Origin of the sequence: Streptomyces glaucus, assembly GCF_039533365.1 — a bacterium.
GTDB lineage: Bacteria > Actinomycetota > Actinomycetes > Streptomycetales > Streptomycetaceae > Streptomyces > Streptomyces glaucus.
In genome coordinates, this window is sequence record NZ_BAAATK010000035.1 from 34,058 (window position 1) to 49,840 (window position 15,783).

19 protein-coding genes are annotated in these 15,783 nt (G+C 73.9%); 8 read left to right on the forward strand and 11 right to left on the reverse strand.

The features are described 5' to 3' along the window. The first annotated feature begins 16 nt into the window (after positions 1-16). Complete coding sequence (locus ABD363_RS23185) at positions 17-1,213, forward strand: DUF6777 domain-containing protein (RefSeq protein WP_344606677.1); 1,197 nt, start codon at positions 17-19, stop codon at positions 1,211-1,213. 1 nt (position 1,214) lies between these two features. Here the strand turns inward: ABD363_RS23185 and ABD363_RS23190 are convergent, their stop codons facing one another. Both ABD363_RS23190 and ABD363_RS23195 read right to left on the reverse strand, forming a co-directional pair. Next, complete coding sequence (locus tag ABD363_RS23190) at positions 1,215-1,631, reverse strand: PRC-barrel domain-containing protein (RefSeq protein ID WP_344606679.1); 417 nt, start codon at positions 1,629-1,631, stop codon at positions 1,215-1,217. Next, the gene (locus tag ABD363_RS23195; protein ID WP_344606681.1) at positions 1,628-2,212 is read right to left on the reverse strand and encodes a PRC-barrel domain-containing protein; all 585 of its coding nucleotides are present in this window, start codon (positions 2,210-2,212) and stop codon (positions 1,628-1,630) included. The genes ABD363_RS23190 and ABD363_RS23195 overlap by 4 nt, the downstream gene beginning before the upstream one ends. Before the next feature lie 191 nt (positions 2,213-2,403). On the opposite strand from ABD363_RS23195, the gene ABD363_RS23200 reads away from it, so the two are divergent. Next, on the forward strand, positions 2,404-2,859 hold the full coding sequence (locus ABD363_RS23200; protein WP_344606683.1) for an ATP-binding protein: 456 nt from the start codon (positions 2,404-2,406) through the stop codon (positions 2,857-2,859). A 133-nt stretch (positions 2,860-2,992) separates the two neighbouring features. On the opposite strand, the gene ABD363_RS23205 is transcribed toward ABD363_RS23200, so the two are convergent. Further along, positions 2,993-3,880, reverse strand: a complete 888-nt coding sequence (locus tag ABD363_RS23205; RefSeq protein ID WP_344606749.1) for an RNA polymerase sigma factor SigF — start codon at positions 3,878-3,880, stop codon at positions 2,993-2,995. 336 nt (positions 3,881-4,216) lie between these two features. Here ABD363_RS23205 and ABD363_RS23210 point away from each other — a divergent pair, with 336 nt between their 5' ends. After that, positions 4,217-4,621, forward strand: a complete 405-nt coding sequence (locus ABD363_RS23210; RefSeq protein ID WP_344606685.1) for a helix-turn-helix domain-containing protein — start codon at positions 4,217-4,219, stop codon at positions 4,619-4,621. Positions 4,622-4,639: 18 nt separating this feature from the next. On the opposite strand, the gene ABD363_RS23215 is transcribed toward ABD363_RS23210, so the two are convergent. Both ABD363_RS23215 and ABD363_RS23220 read right to left on the reverse strand, forming a co-directional pair. Beyond that, a complete protein-coding gene (locus ABD363_RS23215) occupies positions 4,640-5,242 on the reverse strand; it encodes a ClpP family protease (RefSeq protein ID WP_344606687.1) in 603 nt (200 codons plus the stop codon). A gap of 2 nt (positions 5,243-5,244) precedes the next feature. After that, on the reverse strand, positions 5,245-5,898 hold the full coding sequence (locus ABD363_RS23220) for an ATP-dependent Clp protease proteolytic subunit (RefSeq protein ID WP_344606689.1): 654 nt from the start codon (positions 5,896-5,898) through the stop codon (positions 5,245-5,247). A gap of 424 nt (positions 5,899-6,322) precedes the next feature. Between ABD363_RS23220 and ABD363_RS23225 the strand changes: the two genes are divergently transcribed. From ABD363_RS23225 to ABD363_RS23235, 3 genes are all read left to right on the forward strand, one after another. Beyond that, a complete protein-coding gene (locus ABD363_RS23225; RefSeq protein WP_344606691.1) occupies positions 6,323-6,805 on the forward strand; it encodes a VOC family protein in 483 nt (160 codons plus the stop codon). 266 nt (positions 6,806-7,071) lie between these two features. Continuing rightward, on the forward strand, positions 7,072-8,271 hold the full coding sequence (locus tag ABD363_RS23230) for an esterase-like activity of phytase family protein (protein ID WP_344606693.1): 1,200 nt from the start codon (positions 7,072-7,074) through the stop codon (positions 8,269-8,271). Between the two features lie 163 nt (positions 8,272-8,434). Then, complete coding sequence (locus tag ABD363_RS23235) at positions 8,435-9,133, forward strand: ribonuclease H family protein (protein ID WP_344606695.1); 699 nt, start codon at positions 8,435-8,437, stop codon at positions 9,131-9,133. Between the two features lie 74 nt (positions 9,134-9,207). Here ABD363_RS23235 and ABD363_RS23240 read toward each other — a convergent pair whose 3' ends face one another. Then, on the reverse strand, positions 9,208-9,660 hold the full coding sequence (locus ABD363_RS23240) for an SRPBCC family protein (RefSeq protein ID WP_344606697.1): 453 nt from the start codon (positions 9,658-9,660) through the stop codon (positions 9,208-9,210). Positions 9,661-10,026: 366 nt separating this feature from the next. Here ABD363_RS23240 and ABD363_RS23245 point away from each other — a divergent pair, with 366 nt between their 5' ends. Then, positions 10,027-11,010 carry an aldo/keto reductase gene (locus ABD363_RS23245; RefSeq protein WP_344606699.1) on the forward strand — a complete coding sequence of 328 codons (984 nt, stop codon included), beginning with the start codon at positions 10,027-10,029 and terminating at the stop codon, positions 11,008-11,010. 15 nt (positions 11,011-11,025) lie between these two features. Here the strand turns inward: ABD363_RS23245 and ABD363_RS23250 are convergent, their stop codons facing one another. Then, positions 11,026-11,373, reverse strand: coding sequence for a hypothetical protein (locus ABD363_RS23250; RefSeq protein ID WP_344606701.1), 348 nt, complete (start codon positions 11,371-11,373; stop codon positions 11,026-11,028). A gap of 165 nt (positions 11,374-11,538) precedes the next feature. Here ABD363_RS23250 and ABD363_RS23255 point away from each other — a divergent pair, with 165 nt between their 5' ends. Next, on the forward strand, positions 11,539-12,012 hold the full coding sequence (locus ABD363_RS23255; protein ID WP_344606703.1) for a DUF6328 family protein: 474 nt from the start codon (positions 11,539-11,541) through the stop codon (positions 12,010-12,012). 22 nt (positions 12,013-12,034) lie between these two features. On the opposite strand, the gene ABD363_RS23260 is transcribed toward ABD363_RS23255, so the two are convergent. The 4 genes from ABD363_RS23260 to ABD363_RS23275 all read right to left on the reverse strand — a co-directional run bounded on the left by ABD363_RS23260 (position 12,035) and on the right by ABD363_RS23275 (position 15,733). After that, entirely contained in the window at positions 12,035-12,463 is a 429-nt protein-coding gene (locus ABD363_RS23260; RefSeq protein WP_344606705.1) for an SsgA family sporulation/cell division regulator, read from the reverse strand. 139 nt (positions 12,464-12,602) lie between these two features. After that, positions 12,603-13,574: an LLM class F420-dependent oxidoreductase gene (locus ABD363_RS23265; RefSeq protein ID WP_344606707.1), complete on the reverse strand. Its 972-nt coding sequence runs from the start codon at positions 13,572-13,574 to the stop codon at positions 12,603-12,605. Positions 13,575-13,803: 229 nt separating this feature from the next. Further along, on the reverse strand, positions 13,804-14,763 hold the full coding sequence (locus tag ABD363_RS23270) for a threonine/serine dehydratase family protein (RefSeq protein WP_344606709.1): 960 nt from the start codon (positions 14,761-14,763) through the stop codon (positions 13,804-13,806). A gap of 292 nt (positions 14,764-15,055) precedes the next feature. After that, complete coding sequence (locus ABD363_RS23275) at positions 15,056-15,733, reverse strand: AIM24 family protein (RefSeq protein WP_344606711.1); 678 nt, start codon at positions 15,731-15,733, stop codon at positions 15,056-15,058. Positions 15,734-15,783 lie beyond the last annotated feature (50 nt).

Consider the following 15,783-nt stretch of genomic DNA (forward strand, 5'->3'; position numbering starts at 1 on the left):
GCGGGAAGAAGAGTCCGTGAGCGCCGAACCGCCGTCCTCCGGCCACCCCACAGGACCGCCCTCGGGCCCGCTGTCGGGCCCGCCCCGGCCGCCCTCGGGCCCGCCGTCGCAGCCGCCGGCACCGGACGGGGACGCGGGCGCCCCGCGGCCGCGCCGGCCGTGGTGGAAGTCCGTGCCCCGGGTCGCGGTGCTCGCCGCCGTCGTGGCCGTCGCCGTGGCCGTCGCGCTGGTCCTCTCCCGCTTTGGCGGCGGTTCCGGCGAGGACGGCCGGGTCGCGGGGAGCGGCGAGGTGTTCCTGCAGGCGGCGGACAAGGCGGGGCCCGACCCGTTCACCGAGTCCACCGCGAAGGACAGCTCCCTGCCGCCCGTGTCCCCCTCCCCGTCCACCGGGGCCCCGGAGAACGCGGTGCGCGGCGTGGACGGCGGATCGCCCGGCCTGTACGGCGGCACTCGCAACGCCGCCAGCTGCGACGTGGAGCAGCAGATCCGGTACCTGCGGGCGGACCCGGAGAAGAACCGCGCGTTCGCCTCGGTGGCCCGCGTCGACGCCACCGACGTCCCCGGTTACCTGCGCTCGCTCACCCCCGTGCAACTGCGCATGGACACCCGCGTCACCAACCACGGCTACCGCGACCGCCGCGCCTACGCCTACCAGGCCGTCCTGCAGGCGGGCACGGCGGTGCTCGTCGACGACCGCGGCGTCCCCCGTGTGCGCTGCGCCTGCGGCAATCCGCTGACCCCGCCGGTCGCCCAGCAGGCCGGGCTGAGGCGGACCGGCGACTCCTGGCCGTCCTACCACCCCGCGAACGTCGTCGTGGTCGTCCCGGCGCCACGGGCCGTCCACCACTTCGTCCTCTACGACCCCGACCGACGCGAGTGGATCTCCCGTCCCCGGGGCGACACGGGCGCCGGGGACCGCGAGACCCGGCCCCCGGCCGACCGGCCCTCCCCGTCGGTGAGCGTCTCCCCTCCGGCGGAGCCGGACTCGCCGGCTCCGGACACCGGTTCGCCGTCCCCCGGCTCCCCGACGGGCCGGCCCCCGTCGCCGGAGTCGCCCTCCGGGTCCCCGTCGCCCGAGCCGCCGTCCGGATCCGCGCCGGGCGGCTCGGACACGCCGCCCCGGTCGGAGCCCGCGCCCGGCACACCCGGGTCGCCCGGGTCGCCGGGTCCGCCCGAGCCGCCCGGGTCCCCCGCGCCCTCGCCGGAGGGGTGAGTCAGCCCGCCCGGACCACCAGGGCGTGGTCGCCGAGCCCCAGCAGCCGCTCGGCCGGCAGATCGCCCAGCGTCGTGCGGACCGTGGCGATCCGCCCGCTGGCCGGATCGAAGACGACGTCCAGGACCGTTCCGCGCTCGTCGCCCGCCTCGGTGAGGACCCTGCGGCCCAGCACGTCGTGGCGGGGCGGCGGCGCGGCCGGGGCGGCGGCCGGGCCGACCACGACGGCGTCCGGACCGACCGCGTGCACGGCCTCCCAGGCCAGCACGGTCCGCCGGCGCAGACGCCGGCCACGGACCCGGATGTGCGTGACCGTGCCGGACGCGACGTCGACGGCCAGGGACGACAGCACGCCGATCCGGGCGGCCCCGGCCGAGGTGACCACCGGCAGGCCCGTCAGCCGGGAGAACAGCATCACGGCAGCCGGCCCCTCCAGGGGGTGCGGAAGGCGCCGGCCCGGACCGCGAAGGCCGGGACGTCGTCGGTGACGTACCGCAGGGCGTCCGCGGGGGCGACCAGATCCCGGCCGGAGAGGTCGAGGTCCGCGCCGCGCGGCAGGTACACCCTGCGCCGGTGGTGTCTCGAGCCGGACACGATCCCCCTGCTCGCGGCGATCCGGAAGCCGACGACCCGGCCGCTGGTGCCGCCCTCCACCACGACGTCCAGCACCGTGCCGACCTCGGCGCCCGCCTCCGTCACGACCCGTGCCCCCAGCACCCGGCCCCGCCGGGCCTCCTGACGCGCGGCCACCACGGCCGTGCCGGCCAGGGCCCGCCGGTCGCGTACCATGACCGCGTCGTGCCCCAGCGCATGCACCCCCGGCCAGGGCAGGCTCCGGTCCAGCGGGCCCGACAGCAGGCCCGGGCCACTGAGGGTGAAACCGGTGATGCGCCCGGCCCGCGCGTCGAAGACGGTGTCCTTGACGTGGGCGACGGCGTCGCCGCCCAGCGTGACCACGGGCAGGGTCGTCAGGCTCCGCGCGGACATCGGCTCGTTCATCGCACGCCGCCCTTCCGCCGGACCGGCGGAAGCCCGGGCCGGGCCGCTCAGCCGGTCGCACACCTTCCGGGTGCCCCGCCGGGCTGCGACGATGCCCACAGTGCGGGCTCCGGGGGACTGCCGGGCCCGGCTCGGGGTACCAGGACTGGTGCGGCAGCGTCCGGCCGGTCCGGCGCCCGAGAGAGAAAAGCATGATCGAGCACCTGGACGGGGCAGTGATACCGACTGGTTTCGACGTGCCCGTGGAACCGCTGCGGCGGACGGCGCACTACACCGGCGAGCCGGGATGCATCGCCGAGGCACGGTCCTTCGCCGCGCAGTTCCTGGAGCAGCTCAGGACCGAGTGGTGCGCCCCGGTCGACGACCGGGCCGACGGCGCGGTCCTGCTGGTCGTCAGCGAGCTGGTCACCAACGCCGACCGGCACAGCGACGGGCCGTACATCCTGGAGCTGGAGGGCACGGGCGCCTCCGTGAAGGTCTCCGTCTACGACAGCAGCGCCGCCCTGCCCCGGGCGTTTCCCCGCGACCCCGAGCGCATCGGCCGGCACGGCCTGGAGATCGTCAAGGCGCTGGCGCGGGAGGTCACCGTCGAGCGGGTGCCGGTCGGCAAGCGGGTGTGCGCCGTGGTACCGCTGAACGGCGGATGAGCCGCCCGCCCGGTTCTTCGAGGGCACCGGGGCAGGACGTCGGGCCACCGGGACGCTGATGCCGCCCCACGTACGCGGTGGGGCGGCATCAGCGTCCCGGTGCGGGCGGGGGCGGCCGGCGCCGCCGGGCCGCTCAGGCGCAGCCCAGCTCGCCCAGCATCCCCTCGCGCAGCCGAGTGATGATCTTCTTGATCAGACGGGACACGTGCATCTGCGAGCAGCCGAGCTGTTCGCCGATCTCCGCCTGGGTGGCCTCCTCCACGAACCGCATGTGGATGATCCGCCGGTCGCGTTCGCTGAGTTCGGCCATGAGCGGGGCGAGCGAGTGGAAGTCCTCGACGAGCCGCAGCCCTTCCTCCTCCACGCCGATGAAGTCGGCGAGCACGGCCTCGCCGTTCTCCGGCCCGTCACCGGTGAGCGCGGCGTCCAGCGACGAGGAGTTGTACCCGTTGGCGGCGATCTGCGCCTCGACCACCTCGCTCTCGCTGATGTTCATCAGCGTGGCGAGCTCGGCGACCGTCGGCTCCCGGTCCAGTCGGCTCGCCAGCTCCTCGCGGGCCTTGGCCAGCTCCACGCGCAGCTCCTGCAGCCGCCGCGGCACGTGCACCGCCCAGGTGGTGTCACGGAAGAAACGCTTGATCTCACCGACGATGTACGGCAGCGCGAAGGAGGTGAACTCGACCTCGCGGGACAGCTCGAACCGGTCGATGGCCTTGATCAGGCCGATCATGCCGGTCTGGACGATGTCCTCCATGTCGTCGCCGCGGCCCCGGAACCGTCCGGCCGCGAACCGCACGAGCGACATGTTCATCTCGATCAGGGTGTTGCGCGCGTACTGGTACTCGTGGGTGCCTTCCTCGAGCTCCGTCAGGCGCTGGAAGAACTGGCGGGACAGCTCCCGTGCGTCACGCGGGGCCACGCTCCGCGGGTCCACGACTCCCGGCAGTGGCCCGTCTGCCGTCCGGGTGCCGGCGGTCTCCTCGACGACCTGTGCCTCCGACCGGATCACGGCGGTGTCCATTACCTCTCCCACGAAAGTCACGGTACTCGACGTCCTCCCTGATGTCCTTCCCAGTCGCGCTTACCCGGGGAGCGGCCGTGCATTCCTGCCGTTTTCGCGGGAGGCGGAAAACCGGCGGCGGCCCCGTCCGCGGCCGCGGACGCTTCCCGCGACGACGGCTGCCCAGGAGGCGGAGCCCACCTGGCCCGAGTGGCGTTTCCGCTGGCGGGAGAGGTACGGCGGTCCGGAGCGGCGGGCCCGCGCAGCGGCGGCGGTCCCGCCGGCCCCGCCGGGATTCTCCTCAGGGCAGAACACTTGTCCCTTCCCCTGGAGCCCGGGACTTCTAGGCTGAGGGCCGTGACCAACCAAGCGCCGAACGAAGCCCGCGTCATCCCCCTGCGCCCGCCGGCCACGCGTCCGCGGCCCGGTTCGGGGCCCCGGCCCGCCCCCGCCCCCAGGGAGCCCCTGTGGCGCGACCTGGTCGGCGACGTCCTGCGCCGTGAGCGTCTCGCCCAGGAACGCACGCTGAAGGACGTGGCGGAGGCGGCCCGGATCTCCATGCCGTACCTGTCGGAGGTGGAGCGCGGCCGCAAGGAGGCCTCCTCGGAGGTCCTCGCGGCCGCCGCCCACGCCCTCGGCCTGGGCCTGGGCGACCTGCTGTCGCGGGCCCAGGACGAACTCGTCCGCGTCACCGCACGGCACACGGGCCGCGGCCGGGGCGCCTCGACGTCGTCGTACGACGGACTGTGCCTGGTGGCCTGACGGCGGCCGGCCGGCGCCTCAGACCCCGACGAGGCGCCGGGTGAGCACCTCGTCGGCCAGGCCGTACGCCACGGCCTCCCCGGCGGTGAACACCTTGTCGCGGTCCATGTCCGCGCGCAGCGTGGCGACATCGTGGTGCGTGTGCCGCGCCAGCACCTCCTCGACCTGGGAGCGGATCCGCACCATCTCCTTGGCCTGGAGCGTCAGGTCGGAGACCGTGCCCCGGGCGCCGCCGGTGGCCGGCTGCCCCAGCAGCACCCGCGCGTGCTCCAGCACGAACCGCCGCCCGGGGTCCCCGCCGGCCAGCAGCACGGCCGCCGTGGACGCCGCCTGTCCGACGCAGAACGTCGAGATCGGGGCCTGCACGAACGTCATCGTGTCGTAGATCGCCATCAGCGAGGTGAACGAGCCGCCGGGGGAGTTGATGTAGATGGCGATCTCGCTCTCCGGCGCCACCGACTCCAGATGGAGCAGTTGCGCGATGACGACGTTGGCGACGCCGTCGTCGATCTCGGTGCCGAGAAAGACGACCCGTTCGTTCAGCAGCCGGCTGAACACGTCGAAGGACCGCTCGCCCCGCGGGGTGCGTTCGATGACGTTCGGAATCGTGTACGTGCCCATGCCTACAGTCCCATCCGTCGCCGGGTCGCGGCCGGGCGGACGTCCGCGAAGGACTCCACGACCCGGTCCACCATGCCGTACTCCCTGGCCTGTTCGGCCGTGAACCAGCGGTCGCGGTCGCCGTCGCGGGAGATGGTCTCCGGACTCTGCCCGGTGTGCTCGGCCGTGATCCGCTCGATGGTCCGCTTGGTGAACTCCAGGTTCTCCGCCTGGATCTCGATGTCCGCGGTGGTGCCGCCGATGCCCGCCGACGGCTGGTGCATCATGATCCGCGCGTGGGGCAGGGCGTAGCGCTTGCCGGGCGTGCCGACGCTGAGCAGGAACTGCCCCATGCTGGCGGCGAATCCCATGGCGAGCGTGGAGACGTCGTTGGGGATCAGCCGCATCGTGTCGTAGATGGCCAGGCCCGCGTGCACCGAGCCGCCGGGGCTGTTGATGTACAGGCCGATGTCGGTGCGCGGGTCCTCCGCGGACAGGATCAGCAGCTGGGCGCAGACCCGGTTCGCGGAGACCTCGTCGACCTGGGTGCCCAGCAGCACGATCCGCTGCGCGAGCAGCTGGGCGGCCAGGTGGTCGTCGAACCGGGTGGGAGGGGTGTCGCCCTCCTCGGCGCGTGGCAGCAGGGCCGGCCCCGGACCGGCGGTGAATGGGGACATCGGCGCTCCCTGTGGTCGTGTCGTCCGTCGACGCGTGCGTCGTCGCCGGTGCGGCGCGGGCCGCCGCGGTCTCCACTGTCGGCCGGGCACCGGGGCCGTGGGGGATTTCCCGGCTCACAGCAGATTCGCCACGGGCAGAGCGGTCCCCCGGCCCGCTGCTCGCGCACCTGCCGGAGGAACGCCCGTACGCCGCCGGGCAGCCGGTCCGGCCGGCGGGCGCGGCCCGGGCGGACCGCGGAGGCCGTCGAGGCCGCGCCGCGGGACGTCGACGCGGACGGGCCGGACGGCGTCGGCGGGCGGGGACGTCATGACCGGACGCCGGGGACGGGAAGGGGTCCTGCGGAACGATCCGGCCCCTACCGATGAGTTCCGCGGCGCGGGCCGGTCGACAGTGGTGACCGCGTTCCACGCCCAGGAGGCAGCCATGACCACCGACGGATTCACCACGTGTCTCTGGTTCGACGGCCGGGCCGAGGAGGCCGCCCACCACTACGTCTCGGTCTTCGAGAACTCCCGCATCGGACGGATCGGCCGTTGCACCGAGGCCGGTCCCGGCCCCGCGGGCTCCGTCCTGACCGTCGAGTTCACGGCCAACGGGCAGAAGTTCGTCGCGCTGAACGGCGGCCCGGAGTTCACGTTCAACGAGGCGATCTCCTTCCAGATCCTCTGCGCGGACCAGGCGGAGGTCGACCACTACTGGACCAGGCTCACCGAGGGCGGCGGCGAGGAGGGCCCCTGCGGCTGGCTCAAGGACAGGTACGGGGTGTCCTGGCAGGTCGTCCCGGAGCGGCTCGTCGAGATGACCACCGACCCGGACCAGGAGAAGGCGGGGCGCGCCACCCGGGCGATGCTGTCGATGGGCAGGCTCGACATCGCCGCCCTGGAGAAGGCCTACGCGGGCGAGTGACCCCGCCCCGCCCCGCCCCGGCCCGTCCTGCGCCGCCTCCCGCAGGGCCGTCATCGCCGCGGTGTCGATCCGCCCGCCGGCTCGGCGACGGCCACCTCGTCCGCGTGCGTCTTCCCCGGCTCACACCTCCGTCCCGTCCCGGCCGCCCGCGCGCGGTGCGCCGAACGGTTCTCCGCCGCCGGGTGTACGGCGGGCGTCATCCGCCGGCGCGGGCTCGTCGACCGGTGTTCGGACAGCGGTCATCCGGTGTCCCTACGGTACGCGCCATGAGAAGAACTTCGATCATGCTCGGCGCCGCCGTCCTCACCGTCGCGCTGGCCCTCCCCGCGGCGGCCCACGGCGGCCACGAGGGCGGCGGCTTCGGGCGCGCCACCCTCACCGGGTTCGCCTCGCTCCCGGCCGAGACCTTCGTCCCGGACAGCGAGCCGTCCGGCGCGCTCATCGGCGCCGGACCGTTCAACGGCATCGCCGCGCCCTTCGCCGACCAGCCCGTGCAGGGCTTCAGCGGCATCGTCGACCGGCACGACGGCACCTTCGACGTGCTGTCCGACAACGGATACGGCAACAAGGCCAACAGCGCCGACTACCTGCTGCGCGTCCACCGCATCAAGCCGGACACGAGGACGGGGAAGATCGAGGTGCTGGGCGGCTTCCACCTCAGTGACCCCCGCCACGAGGTCCCCTTCGCGCTCACCCGCGCCGACCGGGTGCTGACCGGCGCCGACTTCGACGTCGAGTCGATCGTGCGGGCGGCCGACGGCACCTACTGGGCGGGCGACGAGTTCGGACCGTTCCTGCTGCACTTCGACGCCGAGGGGCGGCTCCTCGAAGCCCCGGTCGCGCTGGACGGCGTGCGGGCGCCGGAGAACCCCCACCTGGACGGCGCCCAGCCGACCATCGGCAGCAGCAAGGGCTTCGAAGGGCTGGCACGCTCCGTCGACGGCCGCCGCCTCTACCCGCTGCTGGAGGGCACGGTCACCGGTGACACGCCCGGCGACCTGCGGTTCAGCGAGTTCGACCTGCGCAAGCGCGCCTACACCGGCAAGCGGTACGTCTACCGCCTGGAGTCGCCCTCCCACGCCATCGGCGACGCCGTCGCCGTCGACCGCCACCGCTTCCTGGTCATCGAACGCGACGGCGGGCAGGGCGACACGGCCAGGTTCAAGCGGATCTACCTCGCCGACACGCGCGACCGCGACGGCGACGGGCTGATGGACAAGACCCTGGTGGCCGACCTGCTGGACATCGCCGACCCCAAGGGCGTCGGCGGTTTCGGCGAGACCTTCCGCTTCCCGTTCCAGACGATCGAGGACGTGGTCCTCCTGGACGACCGCACCCTGGCCGTCCTGAACGACAACAACTTCCCCTTCTCGTCGGGCCGCACGCCGGGCGAGGCCGACGACAACGAGTTCATCACCATCCGGCTGGGCTCCCGCCTGCACGCGGATCCGCGCGCGTTCCGCTGACCCGTCCGACGGGGCCCCGCCGCACCCGGGCGGCCGGGCTCCGCGCTCGGCCGCCCCGGCGCGGGACCGTGACGGCGGGCGGGCGAGGCACCGGTCGGGCCGGGCGGCCCGCGGCGGACGGTTCCCGGCGGGCTCCGCGACGGGCGCCCCGTCCGGCCGTGGCATGATCGGATCCATGCGTGAACGTGTTGTGGCCGCGTGCGACGGGGCTTCGAAGGGAAACCCCGGCCCGGCGGGCTGGGCCTGGGTGGTCGCCGACGGGACGGAGACGCCGGCCCGCTGGGAGGCGGGGCCGCTCGGCCGAGCCACCAACAACGTCGCCGAGCTCACCGCGCTGGAGCGCCTGCTGGCGGCGACCGACCCGGACGTACCGCTGGAGATCCGCATGGACTCGCAGTACGCCATGAAGGCGGTCACCACCTGGCTGCCCGGCTGGAAGCGCAACGGCTGGAAGACGGCCGCCGGCAAGCCGGTCGCCAACCAGGACCTGGTCGTGCGCATCGACGAACTGCTCGACGGCCGCACGGTGGAGTTCCGCTACGTGCCCGCCCACCAGGTCGACGGCGACCGGCTCAACGACTTCGCCGACCGCGCCGCCAGCCAGGCGGCCACCGTCCAGCAGCCCGCGGGCAGCGACCTGGGTTCGCCGGAGCCGCCGCCCGCACCGGACGCCCCGCAGGCCAGGGCCCCGCGCCGCCGGACCGGTGCGTCCCGGCCGCGGGGCGGCGGCTCCGCGCGCACCCTCAAGGCGAAGTTCCCCGGCCGCTGCCGGTGCGGACGCTCCTACGCCGCCGGAGAGCCCATCGCCAGGAACGACCAGGGCTGGGGCCACCCGGAGTGCCGCACGGCGACGGCCGGCTGACCGGGGGCCGGAGCCCCGCCGGTCGGCCGGCCGTCGGAAGCGCCGCGGTCACGTGACCGCCCGGGGCGCGCCGGTCACACGACCGCGCCGCGCCAGCCACCGGTCTCCTGGCCGCGCTCCTCGATGAACTCCTTGAAGCGCTTGAGGTCGCCCTTGGTCTGGCGCTTCACCACCCCCAGCTTGTCGCCGACGGTCTCGGTGATGCCCTCGGGGCTGTAGTCCATCTGCAGCATCACCTTGGTGTGCTGGTCGTCCAGCCGGTGGAAGGTGACGACACCGGCCTGCCGGGACTCGCCGCCGATGGTGGTCCAGGCGACCCGCTCGTCCGGGATCTGCTCGGTGATCTCCGCGTCGAACTCCCGGCGGACGCCGTCCACGTTCGTCACCCAGTGGGTGAGGGTGTCCGTGCGCTGCTCGATGCGCTCCACGCCGCCCATGAACTCCGGGAACGTCTCGAACTGCGTCCACTGGTTGTAGGCGGTGTGCACCGGGACGCCGACCTCGATGGATTCCTCTATCTGCGACACGTGGATCTCCTTCGGTCTTCCGTCTTCGGGTTCGTCGCGCGAGTACCCCCGACGCGCCCGGCGAACCGTCATCTTCCCGGCGAACCGTCACCTTCCCGGCCGCCGCCCGGTGTCGGAGGCACGAGGCGGCATGGCCGATCGGAGCCTTCGGGGCCGTGCCGGTCACGGCTCCACCGCCCCGCCCGGGCGCCGCCCGCGGCCGTGCCGCCGCCCCGGCGGACGACCGCGGGCGGAAGGGGGAACGCCCTCCCCGGGACGGCCCCTTTCCGGCGGTGTTCCCGCCGACCGGCCCGCCGGACCGGCACGCCGCGCGCCGCGGAACCCTCCCGGAGGGGAGCCGCCGGAGCGGGATGACAGACTGACGCCATGGAAGAACGCGCATTCGACAGATGGGGCCGGTCCGCGTCCGTGATCGGCCTGGGCACATGGCAACTGGGTGCCGACTGGGGAGACGTCGACGACAAGGACGCCCTGGCGGTGCTGGAGGCGGCGGCCGAGTCGGGGGTGACCTTCTTCGACACGGCGGACGTCTACGGCGACGGACGCAGCGAGCAGACCATCGCCGCGTTCCTGCGCGGCCGGCCCGATCTGAACGTGCTGGTCGCCACCAAGATGGGCCGCCGCGTCGACCAGATCCCCGAGAACTACGTCCTGGACAACTTCCGGGCCTGGAACGACCGTTCCCGCCGCAACCTCGGCGTGGACCGCATCGACCTGGTGCAGCTGCACTGCCCGCCGACGCCCGTCTACTCCGCGGACGAGGTGTTCGACGCCCTCGACACCCTGGTCGAGGAGGAGCGCATCGCCGCCTACGGCGTCAGCGTGGAGACCTGCCAGGAGGCGCTGACCGCGATCGCCCGGCCGAACGTGGCGAGCGTGCAGATCATCCTCAACCCGTTCCGCATGAAGCCGCTGCGCGAGGTCCTCCCGGCCGCCCGGGAGGCCGGCGTCGGCATCATCGCCCGGGTGCCGCTCGCCTCCGGCCTGCTGTCCGGCAGGTACACCAAGGACACGGTCTTCGCCGCGAACGACCACCGCACCTTCAACCGGCACGGCGAGTCCTTCGACCAGGGCGAGACCTTCTCCGGCGTCGACTACGACACGGGCGTCGAGGCCGCCGCCGAGTTCGCGGCCCTCGCGCCCGAGGGGTACACGCCGGCCCAGCTGGCGCTGCGCTGGATCGTCCAGCAGCCGGGTGTGACCACCGTGATCCCGGGCGCCCGCTCGCCCGAGCAGGCCCGCGCCAACGCGGCCGCCGCCCGGCTGCCCGAGCTGTCCGAGCGGACGCTCACCGCGATCCGCGACCTGTACGACCGGCGGATCAAGGACCAGGTGGAACACCGCTGGTAGCGTCGCGCTCCACCGTCACGGCACCAGGCGCAGCTGCCGCTCCTGCTCCTGGTCGCCGGAGACGGACCCCTCGTCGCGGGTCGTGAAGGCGTGCGCCAGCGTCTCGCTCGCCGCCGCGACGGCCTGCGGGGTGCCCTGGACGGTGACCGTCACCGGTTCGGACAGCCGGTCCGCGCCCGTCCCGGGCTCCGTCGCCGCCGTCGGCTGCGACGGAGAGTTGAAGACGGCCGTGCGCACCGTGGCGTGCTCGTTGGACGGCACCTCCTCCGGCGCGCCGAACACGCCCTCCAGTGTGCGGACGACCGTCCGCACGTCGTCGATGCCACCACCGCTGAGGGTCACGGTGAGCTGCGTGTCGGACATCCTGGGCGACCTCCTCGTCCTCTGGGTCAACGCGGTCCGTGTAACCGGCCGCTGATCGCTCAAACAGCACCCGGTCTGACAGGACGACCCGCGAGGGGGAACCCGCCGCGCGGGGGACAGCCGCAGCCACCGGGAGGCACCGTGCCGAACACGGCGGACGGGACGATGAGGCGCAGAGGGCGCAACGAGACGGAGGAGGAGAGAGCGGACCGGATGTGGCAGGAGCTGATCCAGGAGGTCCGGGTCGCTCAGATGGGCGTGCAGATCCTGTTCGGTTTCCTGCTGACCGTGGTGTTCACACCGAAGTACGACGACCTGACGGACACGGACCGGACGATCTACCTCGCGACGGTCGTCCTGGGCGCCGCCGCGACCGGCGCGCTGATCGGGCCGGTCTCCCTGCACCGGCTGGTCTCCGGGCGGCGGGTCAAACCGCAGGCGGTGCGGTGGGCCTCCCGGCTGACCCTGCTCGGCCTGGTGCTGCTGCTCGCCACCACCACCGCCTCGCTGCTGCTGATCCTCCGGGTCGCGAGCGACGACGGCTTCGTGCCCTGGCTGGTCGTCGGCGTGGTCGGCTGGTACCTGCTGTGCTGGTTCGCGCTCCCGCTGTGGACCCGGCACCGGTACACCTCGCGGTGAGACACCTCCCGGGCCGCCCGGATCAGCCGCTGGCGAGGATCTCGGCCAGGAAGTCGTCGACCCCGACCTCCTCCCGGCCCGGCTCGACGACCGCGTGGGTCTCCCGCAGGAAGGCCGCGATCGCCGGAGCCCACGCGAACACCACGGCGTGGTGACGGCCGCCGTCGGGCCGGACGTCGCCGAACAGCTCGATCCGCAGTTCCCCCCACACGCCCTGCGAGACGGGACGCAGCCGGACGTCGCCCACGCCGACCGGGCCCGTGAGCCCGGCGGCGAGCATCTCCCGGTCCAGCCGCCACCGGGCGAGCACACGGCCGTCGTGGCTGAAGACGACGGTGACGGCGAACGGGTCCGCGGCGTCGTAGCTCAGGTGGGCGAGCACGGGGAACCGGTCCGTGTCGCCCGCCTGGAGCTGCACCACCAGGGTCTTGTGCACGAAGGAGGGGTTCACGAAAAAGCCTCCGGGGAGTACGGACGTAGAGCCCTCTAGTACCCCGTGCGCGCACAAGATGCCCGGTCGGCCGAATGATCTTCGAAGAAGCCGCCGCGGGCGGGGCCCGGATCCGGGTGGGACCCGGATCCGGGGCGGGTCAGCCCAGGGCCTCGCGCAGCGCGGGCAGCAGGGTCTTCTCCGACCAGTCCAGGAACGCGGGCTGGGAGTCGCCGCCGATCTGCACGAGGGCGATCTCGGTGAACCCGGCCTCGGCGTACGGACGCACGGCCTCGACGAAGACCTCCGGGTCGTCGCCGCACGGGATCGACCCGGCCACGTCGTCGGGCGTGACGAACTGCGTGGCGGCCTCGAACGAGTCCGGGTGGGGCAGCTCGGAGTTGACCTTCCAGCCGCTGCCGAACCAGCGGAACTGCGCGTGGGCGCGCTCGACCGCCGCGTCCCGGTCGGGGTCGTAGCACACCGGCAGCTGGCCCACGCGCGGCTTGCCCGCGCCGCCGTGCCGGTCGAACGCCTCCAGGAGTCCCGGCTTGGGCTCGGTGGCGATCACCAGGTCGGCGTGCTCGCCCGCGAGGGCGCAGGAGCGCTCGCCGGAGACGGCGATGCCGATGGGCGGCGGGCTGTCCGGCAGGTCCCACAGCCGGGCCGACTCCACCTCGAAGTGGGTGCCGCGGTGGTTCACGTGGCCGCCCCGGAACAGCGCCCGGATGATCTCGACGGCCTCCTCCAGCATCTCGTGCCGCACGTCCACCGACGGCCAGCCGCCGCCCACCACGTGCTCGTTGAGGTTCTCGCCCGAGCCGAGCCCCAGCCGGAACCGGCCCCCGGACAGCAACTGCATCGTCGCCGCCTTCTGGGCCACGACCGCCGGGTGGTAGCGGAACGTGGGGCACGTCACGTACGTCATCAGCGGAATCCGTGACGTGGCCCGGGCCGCGGCGCCCAGCACACTCCACGCGTACGGCGCGTGCCCCTGCGAGCGCAGCCACGGGAAGTAGTGGTCCGAGGTCACCGAGAAGTCGAAGCCCACCTCCTCGGCCCGCACCAGATGGTCCACGAGGTCACGGGGACCGGCCTGCTCGGTCATCATCGTGTATCCGATCTGCACCATGACCGCCGGGTCCCCGGCTCGCGGGAGCCGAAAACGGTGCGGGCCCGGATACCCGCCGAAAGGACACGGCACAGGGCGGCACCGACGGCGCCGGCCGGGACGGTCACGCCGGGGTCCTCGAGCCGGCTCGCCCCGGCCACGGCGCGCCCCGGGGGCCGGCCCGGGAAAGCCGCGGGAAGGCGCCGGGCGCCCGCTCGGCGGCGGGGCCGTCCCCGCCGCCGACGGCCCGTCAGCGCAGACCGAAGCGGGCCGACCAGGCCATGACGTCGGCCGTGGTCGCGTTGCCCCCGCACACCACCAGCCCGAGCCGGGCCCCGTCACCCACCCGCTCCAGCACCTGCCGGGCCGCGGGCAGCAGACAGCCGGCGGCGGGCTCGGCCCACACCTTCGCGTGGTCGGCGAGGTCGAGCGTGCCGCGCACCGCCTCCCGGTCCGGCACCACGATCACCTCGTGGACCAGGGCGGACACATGGTCGTACGTCAGCTGCGACACGGCCGGGGCGCTGAGCGTGGACACGATCGACGACAGCGCGACCGGCACCGGGCCGCCCGCCGCCAGCGCCTCGGACATGGCCTGGGCGCCCTCGGTCTCCACGCCCCAGATCCGCACGCCCGGGCGGCGGGCCCGCAGCGCCGCCGCGACGCCGGCGATCAGCCCGCCGCCCCCGACGCTGACGAGGACGTCGGTGAGGTCGCCGGCGTCCTCGGCGAACTCCAGCCCCACGGTGCCCTGCCCGGCGATCACCACCGGGTCGTCGAAGGGATGGACCAGGGTCAGCCCTTCCTCCCGCAGCCGCGTCACCAGTGCGAACGCGCTGCTCATGTCGTCGGTGAGCTGCACCGACGCGCCGGCTTCCCGGGCGGTCTCCACGGCACGGGCGGGCGCCGAGCGCGGCATGACCACCGTGGCCTTCACCTCGAGGGCGGCGGCCATCACCGCGACCGATATGCCGTGGTTGCCGCCGCTGACCGCCGCGACCCCGGCGGCCCGCTCGGCCTCGCTCAACGACAGCAGCTTCAGCGCCGCCCCGCGCGCCTTGAACGAGCCGGTGCGCTGCAACAGCTCCAGCTTCGCGGTGACCGGGGCCCCGAGCAGCGCGGACAGGCCGGGGCTCGGCACGGTCGGGGTGCGCACGACGTAGGAGGAGATCCGCTCGGCCGCGGCTTCGATCTCCGTGATCTCGATCAAGGCAGTCATCCTTCCGGCGCGGGGCGGGAGCCGCACGCCTTCGAACCCTGACGTCCCGGAGCGGTACAGGTCAACCCGGTCACGGAGAACGCGCGGAAGGCCTGCGGCAGGCCCTCGGGAGGGGCCCCGGCGACCGGGCCGCGCGGCCCGGCCGCGAGCCGTGTGCCGGACGGTTCCGGGGCGTGCCGCGCGGCGGACGGCCCGGCCGCGGGCAGGGCGCCGCCTGCCGCTGGTCAAGATGCCGGGGGAGCGGGCCGGGCGGCCCGTGCGACGCGGATCACATGACGGGGCGTCAGTGCTGCTGCCCCTTCTGCGGCGTCACCTCGCTCGGCCGTACGACGACGTACCCCTCGCCCTGGAGCATCAGCTGCACGGCCTCCCCGGAGCCGCCGCGCAGCATCGAGCCGAGCGACTGGGAACGGTGCAGCGAGGTCTGCAGGTGCGCGGTCCAGCCGACGACCGCGTCCGTGTCGACGTACACCGGGTACTGCGGGGAGACCGGGATGACCAGCGGACTGCCGTCGCACACCAGACCCAGCCGGCCGTGCCCGCTGAAGACGCTGTTGAACAGGCCGCCGCCGGTGATCCCGGCGCCCTTCACGGTGGCGATGCGGTACGACAGCGTGGCGTCGAAGCACAGGACGTTGCGGCCGTTGACGGTGAACTCGTCACCCGGGTCGACCTCGACGACGAAGACGTTCTGCGCCTCGTGCGCGAACCAGGCCTCGCCCTGCCCGCGCACCGCCATCAGCGGCAGCCCCTCACCGGTGACCGCGCGCTTGAGCATGCCGCCCACGCCCTGGCCCTTGCGCTCGAACTGGAGATTGCCGCGGTAGGCGACCATCGCGCCCTGCCGGGCGAGCATCTCGCCGTCGACGGCGTACCGGATGCATTTGGCGTTCTCGACCGTCATGCCCGGCGCCTGGGCCGGCTGCACGACGTGCTGGCTGGAAAAGAGGTCACCCTTCATGCGGGCATCCTCACCCGGAGGGGCGTGTTCCGCCAAGATCACGTGCGGGC

Coding starts and splice junctions, on each gene's coding strand:
- ABD363_RS23195 (WP_344606681.1), bottom strand. CDS start 2,212: ATGAACGAGCCGATGTCCGCGCGGAGCCTGACGACCCTGCCCGTGGTC.
- ABD363_RS23200 (WP_344606683.1), top strand. CDS start 2,404: ATGATCGAGCACCTGGACGGGGCAGTGATACCGACTGGTTTCGACGTG.
- ABD363_RS23205 (WP_344606749.1), bottom strand. CDS start 3,880: ATGGACACCGCCGTGATCCGGTCGGAGGCACAGGTCGTCGAGGAGACC.
- ABD363_RS23215 (WP_344606687.1), bottom strand. CDS start 5,242: ATGGGCACGTACACGATTCCGAACGTCATCGAACGCACCCCGCGGGGC.
- ABD363_RS23220 (WP_344606689.1), bottom strand. CDS start 5,898: ATGTCCCCATTCACCGCCGGTCCGGGGCCGGCCCTGCTGCCACGCGCC.
- ABD363_RS23225 (WP_344606691.1), top strand. CDS start 6,323: ATGACCACCGACGGATTCACCACGTGTCTCTGGTTCGACGGCCGGGCC.
- ABD363_RS23230 (WP_344606693.1), top strand. CDS start 7,072: ATGAGAAGAACTTCGATCATGCTCGGCGCCGCCGTCCTCACCGTCGCG.
- ABD363_RS23235 (WP_344606695.1), top strand. CDS start 8,435: ATGATCGGATCCATGCGTGAACGTGTTGTGGCCGCGTGCGACGGGGCT.
- ABD363_RS23245 (WP_344606699.1), top strand. CDS start 10,027: ATGGAAGAACGCGCATTCGACAGATGGGGCCGGTCCGCGTCCGTGATC.
- ABD363_RS23250 (WP_344606701.1), bottom strand. CDS start 11,373: ATGTCCGACACGCAGCTCACCGTGACCCTCAGCGGTGGTGGCATCGAC.
- ABD363_RS23255 (WP_344606703.1), top strand. CDS start 11,539: ATGAGGCGCAGAGGGCGCAACGAGACGGAGGAGGAGAGAGCGGACCGG.
- ABD363_RS23265 (WP_344606707.1), bottom strand. CDS start 13,574: ATGGTGCAGATCGGATACACGATGATGACCGAGCAGGCCGGTCCCCGT.
- ABD363_RS23275 (WP_344606711.1), bottom strand. CDS start 15,733: ATGAAGGGTGACCTCTTTTCCAGCCAGCACGTCGTGCAGCCGGCCCAG.